Consider the following 7,687-nt stretch of genomic DNA (forward strand, 5'->3'; position numbering starts at 1 on the left):
CAGGTCCATCGCAATTGGCAAGATGGGCGAGGCGAAAAACCGCAGGCCTGCGAAACGTCACAACCCGTTGTCAGACCTGACCGAAGGCGTTCGTCCGCCGCCCGGCCCATCAACCTCATCCCCCAAGCTTCTCCTTGCTCGGCGGGCGGACGAAATGGACGATCAGGGCCAGTCCCGCGAACACGCCCACCGCCCCGAGGCCGACCCAGTGCGTCTTGGACCACACCGAGTACATGCTGCCGACGAGTGCCAACCCGATCGCGATGATCATCAGCAGGTTCCACGCCAGCCGCTTGCCCCCGCGCGGCATGAAGTCGCCCATCAGCGTCCGGTTGTTCATCATGGCGAAGAACGTGATGTACGCAATCGGCAATAGCACCATGCCGAACACGCTCGTCGGCACGGCCAGCCAGAACTTGGCATCCCCCTGAAAGACGAACGGCCCCATCGCGCCGCTGAGCCCCGCCAGCGCGCAACCGAATCGGTGCATCCATCCGCCTTGCTCATACCCGAGCATCTCGCACATGACAAATCCGTTGATGAGCATCAGAATGATGATCGTCGACACCGCCATGCCCAGCACGCCGACGCCGAACACGAGCTGCGCGACATTGTGTCCCGTCAACGGCTCCAGCGCCCCCGCCAGATCGAATGAATCGCGCGTCACCAGCATCGCCGCCACGCGCCGATCCGCCTCCGGCATCTTGCCGATCGTCGTCTTCTTCAGGTCCGCCGTGATCATGACATTGGCCTGCTGATTCAGCTCGAACGTCGCGCGCCCGTCCATCAGCTTGTCGAACGAGCTTTGAAGATTCGCCGGCGCGACAATGGCTTTGCCGCTCGCGTCCAATTCACCCAGCAGCCCGGGCGCGGGCGTGACATGGAACTGCGACGCCGACGCGATGACGACGCAACTGATCGCCAGCACGAACGGAATGAATAGCCCCGTCGAAAGGTCGAAAATCGCCAGACCCCGAAAGTCGCGGTCCCATCCTTTTTTGAGCATCGAGTACGGCAGCAGGAACGTCATGTTGATGCCGACGGCCGTCGCCGCGGCGGTGATCATCACATCGCGCTGCTGCGAGACGATCAGGTCGTGCCAGTAGCCCGCGTACGCGCCGGTCGCTTCGAGGATCGGCCCCCATGTCGGCGCCGGCTCGCTGAGCAGCTTGAAATTCGGGATGAACCCGCTGAACACGTTGCCCCAGTCCAGCGTGCTGCGAAGCTCGAACACGACGCCGAAGAAACAGAGCACCACGACGCCGACCATGATTTTGAGGATCGTGTCGAAGACCTTGATGCCCCATCCGCCGGCGTTGTAGAACCAGACGATCGTGAACGAGACGACGAACAGGATTGCGATGCAGACGAGTTTGCCGGTCGGGTCTGGCAGGGCGTTCGTGCCCAGCGCGTGCGGCGCGAGGTTCTGCTGCATCGCGGCCGTGCCCAGCGCGAACTGCGGCATGCACCAGACCATATTCGCCATCATCGTGGCGATGGCCCATCCCCATCCGAGCACGGGGTTGACATGCGAATTGATCGCGCGGAACGGGCGTTCGCCGGTGCTGAGCGTCACGTAGCCGATGGCTGAGAGCATGATCACGCCGAGGATCATGGCCAGGGGTTGAAGCCACATCAGACTGAACCCCGCCAGGACGCCGAGGTAGAGACTGCCCGCCAGCGATCCGCCGCCGAGCGTGATGGCGCTTTGAAGCCAGCCGGGGCCGGAGAGTTTGACGAACGCGCCGATCAGGGCGACCGGCCCGCGCTGGCGCGCGTCGGCGAGGAATTGTCGGTCCTGTTGAACTTTCGGGTCGATCGCCGGCGGCGTGGGGCTGTCAGTCATGTAGTAATTCCGTGGCGGGTGTTTGAAGGGAAGGTTGCGACGAGTGCGTCTGACGAAAAAGTCGGTATTCGCGGACGCAGTTGTGTAGCTGCGGGGCGAGGGCTAAGATCGCCGCAAATTCGGGGCGTGTCAACCTCTGGAGGCATTCATGTCAGAAACCAAGTCGGCGGGTCTACCCATGACCGCCAAGTGGGATCCGCAAAAGCTCGAAGCGGAAAGCGCGGCTCTGATCGAACTGGAGCGCAAGCCGTTCATGGAGCGCGTGCGCGGGTACTACAAGCTGACGGGACCGGCGTGGATGCAGAGCGCCATGACGCTCGGGGCCGGCAGCGCCGCGGCGTCGGTCGTGGCGGGCGCGTTCTACGGGTATCAGCTTCTTTGGGTTCAGCCCATCGCCATGATCCTCGGCGTCGCCATGATGTCCGCGCTAGCGAACATCACGCTCACCAAGGGCGAGCGCGGCTACCTGATCGTCAAGCGCGAGCTGCATGTCAGCATCGCACTGCTCTGGGCGATCACGACCGTCGTCTCCACCGTCATCTGGCACATGGGCCAGTACGCGCTGCTCGGCGGGGCGTCGTGGGACCTGGCCAATGTCGCCGGCGTGACCAATGCCGAGGGCTCGCAGACCGCGGAGACGATCGTCCGTTTCGCCGGCGGGCTGATCATTCTCGCCATCAACATCATGCTCACCTGGAGCTACGGGTCCAAGCCGACGGGCATCAAGCTCTACGAATCGTTCATCCGATGGATGGTGCGGATGGTGATGCTCGCGTTCCTGATCGTCGTCGCCGTGCAGACGGTCAAGGGGCGCATCGCATGGGGCGCGCTCTTCAAGGGCTTCTTCGTGCCGTCGATCCCGGATCAACCCGGTTCGATGACGACCGTGCTGGGCGCGATCGGCGCGGCGGTCGGCATCAACATGACGTTCCTCTATCCCTACTCAATTCTCGCCAAGGGCTGGGGCAAGCATCACAAGGGGCTGGCCCAGTTCGACCTGTGCACCTCGCTGTTCATCCCGTACACGATTCTGACTTCGCTGATCATCATCGGCATGGCCAGCACGATTCACCAGCCGCCCTACGGCGTCATCGATGCGATGGGCACCAATGTCACGCCGGCGACTCTCAAACCCGTGCAGGCCGCCGCGTCGCTCCGGGACGTCCTCGGCGGGCCGATCGGACGCATCGTCTTCGACCTGGGCTTCATCGGCATGTGCTGCGGCGCGATCTCGGCGCACATGGTCTGCTGCGGGTTCACCATCTGCGAAATGTTCGGCCTCGAATACACGCCCAAACGCTACCGCATGTTCACACTCGTCCCCGCCGTCGTGGGCATCTGGGGCGTGATGATCCCCAGCCCGATCTGGCTGCCGGTCCTCGCCTCCGCGATCGCCTTCGCCATGCTGCCCATCGCCTATGTCAGCTTCTTCATCCTCCAGAACAAACGCAGCTACCTCGGCGACGCCGTCGGCAAAGGCGGCAAACGTATCGCCTTCAACATCGTGCTGCTCATCGCCGTGATCATGTCCGTTGTCGGCTCCGCCATCAAAATCAAAGGCGGCGTCATCGACAAGATCGCAAGCTGGATGGAACCCGCACCCGCCGTCACCGCGCCGGCCGTTCCGCCGCCGCCATCGGTCGAAACCACCAAGCCCTGATGCCAACAAAAAGGCCCAGCCGTCGCGGCTGGGCCTTTGTTCATCGAGCATGTTGCTGCGGTGATCACTGCATCTTGAAATCGGCCGGCTTCTTGCCTTTCTGGAATCCGCCGAAGCCGAACGCGCTGGGCTTGTAATCGCCGACGAGATCGACGTTCGCCTTCGCCGGCACGTCCATGCCGAGCAGATCGTACACCGCGTTGACGATGAGGCGGCGAAGCGCTTCATTGGTCAGATCGGTCGACGCGCCCATCGTCGTGGCGAACGCCTTGCCGCTCTTGCCGCCGGGCAGTTCGTAGCTCTTGGTCCATGCGACGGGCATCATCGGATCGTTCTTCCCGCCTTCGACGGGCGTCGAGTCCGTCGGACGCATACCGTAGAACGGGTCCTTGTCATCGAACTTGCCTTCGGTCTTGGTGACCTGGCCGAGGATGATCGGCTTGGCGTCGCCGGGCAGGGGCAAACGCACGCCGTAGACGTCGGTGGGCGTCCAGATGTCGCCGCTCTTGATGCCGTTGACGAGCGGGCTGCTTTCCGCGCCCGGCGCGATCAGGCCGCGCGTCGATTCGTGTTTGTGCGATCCGTGATGGCTGATCCATGTTTCGCCCAGCACGAGCCGGCCGAAGCCCTGCGCCCATTCCTTGGGCTCGCCCTTGTACTGCCAGTCGTAGCGGGCGTACGTCTTGTTGCCGCCCTTGATGTTGAACGCATGCGTCGCCGTCCGCATCCCGATCACGGGTTTGCCCGCCATCAGAAAGTCGTCGATGTGCTTCATCTGATCGTCCGGCAGATCGCGGAAGCGCGTGAGGATGACCATCAGGTCCGCATCATCGAGCGCTTCGAGGCCGGGGATGTTCGAATGCTCGTTCGGATCGACTTCGCCGGTCTTGGGGTTCTGCGAGAAAACGACGGTGCAACTGAACCCCTGTTTGGCGAGAATCGCCGCCATCTCAGGCAGGCCCTCTTCGGAGCGATATTCCTCATCGCCGGCGACGAAGACGATTTTCTTGCCTTTGCCCGTGCCGTCGCCGGCTTCGTAGGTGATCCACTGATCCGCCGCGCGAAGCGAAGCGCCGCTCGTCAGCATCGCCGCGAGCATGACGATCCAGCGAAACCCGATCATCCGCGTGAATCCTTGGCACATAAATTCCGTATCCTTTCAGTGTGAAAGACCGTTCATCAGACTGGCGGGCGCGTCATCTTATCGTGCGGTGCAATCGGTCGCACCTCACTTGATCTTCTGAAGCTCCTTGAAGGTCCACGGCTCGACCCTGCCCTCCGTCGCCTTGCGCGCGTCCTGCACGAGTTTCGTCGGCACCGGGTCCGCATCATTGTCCCATGTCCGCCGGACATACGTCATCACCGCGGCGATCTTCTCGTCATCGAGCAGCGGATTGTCACGCAGCCCCGGCATCACCAGGTTCCATTCCTCTTCGTTGACCTGCACCGGACCCATCAGCCCGTTAAGCACGATGCGGGCGATCCGCTCGGGCGGGCCCTCGGCGATCGGCGAGTCGGCCAGCGGCGGGGCGAGGCCCGCCATGCCCTTGCCGTTCACCTGATGGCAACCCACGCAGATCATCATGTACGTCTGCTGCCCAAGCTCGTATTGCTTCTGCTGCTCCGGCGTCAGCTCCTTGACCGTCGCCCCGGCTTCGATCTTCGAGCCCGGCCAGACGATCCAGCGATTGATCCCCGGCTGAAGCTTGACCAGTTCGTCCGCTCCAACCGGCTGCTGCGCGAGCTTCACCGCCGAACCCTTCCTGTTCGCCGACATGATCCCGTCGAGCACCGCCTTCTGACGCTGCTTGTTCTTGTCGGACGACGCCAAGGCGAGCATCTGCTGAATCTCCCCCGTGTTCTTGCGGCGGAGAATCGTCGAGGCCAACTCCTTGACCATCGCCAGCGCATTGGCGTCCTTGGCCTTCGGGTCCGCGATCAGATGCGTCAGCACCGACAACTCCGCATTGGAGAGCCCCGACATGATCGCCGCGCGATGATTGCCACTCGTCGCTTCACGCTCGATCATGGCCACCGCTTCGTCGCTGCTCTTGGCAGCGTCCGGCAGCATCCCGAAGCTCAACAGCGCCTGCATCTTCACGCCTTCGTTTTTGTCCTTGCTGAGCTGGTCGTAGGCGGAAAGCAGTTCGTCGGCATGATCCGGCGTGATCGTGTCTTCGCTGACGCGCATCGCCGCGATTCGGACCTGCGCGTCCGCATCCTGCATCGCCGAGATCGCCGTCTTCGTGTCGATCGCGCCCATCCCTTCAAGCGTCCACAGGGCATGGATTCGACCCAGCGGCGACTTGCCCGACAGCGCCAGTTCCTTGAGCGAGGCCGCGATCGACGTGTCCTTGCGCTCCACCAGCAGGCGCTGAGCCGTGTCGCGCGTCCAGCCGTTCGCATCGCTGAGCTTGTTCACCAGTTCGGCGCTCGACGCCTTGTCGAGATTCACCGTTTCGACCGGCTTCTTGCCTTCATCGCTGACAATGCGATAAATGCGGCCCATCCCGATGGGTTTGTCCAGCCCGCGCTCCAGAATCTGTGTCCGCAAAAACGTCGTGACGTAGATGCGATGCTGCAAAATCCCGCGGTACATGTCGACGACGTACAGACATCCGTCCGGCCCGTTGTAGCAATGCACCGGGCGGAAGCGCTCGTCGGTCGAAGCTAAAAACGCCCGCTTGCCCCATTGCTTGTCGGGATAGGTTTCCTGCGTCGCGGTGACGTTATAGCCGTCGTCCTTGATTTTGAAGTGCGAGACGATGTTCGCCGCCGGTTCGGGGATGAACGGATCGCCGACCATCGAAGAGGGAAACTGATCGCCGCGGTAGATGACCGGGCCGCAGGTGGCGGTCGTACTCTTGAGGCGTCCGTCGGCGGCGAGCGTCGACTTCATGTACCCGCGGTTGACGCCGGGATTGACGCGGATCGCCCACGTCGACTGATCCCCGATGATCCGGGCGTTGACGCCCAAGCCCGTCGGATACGCGCTGTTGCGCAGCGTGTACCAGGCGGGAATCAGATGCCCATGCAGATACGACGAATTGCTGTTGGTGAAGATGCGGCCATAATTGTCCTGCGTCACGCCCCATTGTCCCGCCGCCGGCACGTGCTGCTCGATGAGCTTGCCGTCGCGGAACTGGAAACGCGAATCGCTCTTGGCGTTGTAAAGCCAGTTGTCCAGCGCCGGCATCAGACCGTTTTCCGTGTGCTCGACCGGGCCCTGACTGCCGTACTTGTTGAACACGATTTCCTTCTGATCGCACACCAGATCGCCATCGGTGTCGCGCGCGTACCAGATATTCGGCGGCTCCGCCACCAGCACCCCGCCCGACACGATCGAAATCGCCCGCGGCATCACCAACCCATCCAAAAACACCGTCGATTTGTCCATCTTCCCATCGTGATCCGTGTCCTCCAGCACCACGATCCGCCCGTTCTTGACGTCCTCCCCCTTGCCGTCCACATTGGGCATGTACCCCCGCATCTCGACGACCCAAAGCCGCCCCTCCCCGTCGAACGCCATCGCGATCGGATCCTCCACCAACGGCTCCGCGGCGACCAACTCAATATGAAACCCCGGCGCGACTTTGAAGGTCTTCATCGCTTCCTCGGGCGAAAGCGGCGGAGCCGCCGGCACATTCATCTCGCGCCAGACCTCCGGCATCTTCTCGCCCTTGTGATCCCCACTCTGGGCCAATACGGGCGCAACACAAACCAACACGATCAGCGGGTAAAGCCATTTCATCAGCATCATTTCCTTCTTACGCGATTCGGCGGGACTCTGTGCGGGGAAACCATCTTACCCGCTCAAACGCCCCCCGTCCCTAATTCATTGCCCGCCCAGCCAAGGGACCATCCGCCCCGTTCAGCGACGCCGCTCGCGGCGTGCTTCTCCTCCCCACGGCGCACCACCCAATCCCCCGCGCACGCCCCCATCAACGTGCCGCACGCCCCTCGATCCTCACAAAACCCGCGTGAACCCGCACCTGCCGCTCGCACAGGCGCGCCCGTGCGCACCGCCGAGGAGACCCCGTCGCGCTCGTGCGCCCTGTTTGCAGGACTTACATCAACGCATGCGCACACCCGCGTCCGATTTGCCATCCCCGTGCGCGTTTTGCGACACCCCCATGCGATTCCCGCCGAAAAACCCGCCGCGCCATCCCGCTTTCGCGTCA

General features: G+C 62.9%; 4 protein-coding genes. 1 reads left to right on the forward strand and 3 read right to left on the reverse strand.

The window, feature by feature from the left end; translation table 11 throughout:
* Nucleotides 1-115: 115 nt before the first annotated feature.
* Nucleotides 116-1,846 (reverse strand): hypothetical protein, encoded by a 1,731-nt coding sequence (locus tag GC162_10230; protein ID MBI1369017.1) that lies wholly within the window; start codon nt 1,844-1,846, stop codon nt 116-118.
* A gap of 148 nt (nt 1,847-1,994) precedes the next feature.
* Between GC162_10230 and GC162_10235 the strand changes: the two genes are divergently transcribed.
* Complete coding sequence (locus GC162_10235; GenBank protein ID MBI1369018.1) at nt 1,995-3,506, forward strand: hypothetical protein; 1,512 nt, start codon at nt 1,995-1,997, stop codon at nt 3,504-3,506.
* Nucleotides 3,507-3,570: 64 nt separating this feature from the next.
* On the opposite strand, the gene GC162_10240 is transcribed toward GC162_10235, so the two are convergent.
* Nucleotides 3,571-4,650 carry a hypothetical protein gene (locus GC162_10240; GenBank protein MBI1369019.1) on the reverse strand — a complete coding sequence of 360 codons (1,080 nt, stop codon included), beginning with the start codon at nt 4,648-4,650 and terminating at the stop codon, nt 3,571-3,573.
* 84 nt (nt 4,651-4,734) lie between these two features.
* Nucleotides 4,735-7,257, reverse strand: a complete 2,523-nt coding sequence (locus GC162_10245; protein MBI1369020.1) for a c-type cytochrome — start codon at nt 7,255-7,257, stop codon at nt 4,735-4,737.
* Nucleotides 7,258-7,687 lie beyond the last annotated feature (430 nt).

The organism is Planctomycetota bacterium (assembly GCA_016125255.1).
Taxonomy (GTDB): domain Bacteria; phylum Planctomycetota; class Phycisphaerae; order Phycisphaerales; family Zrk34; genus RI-421.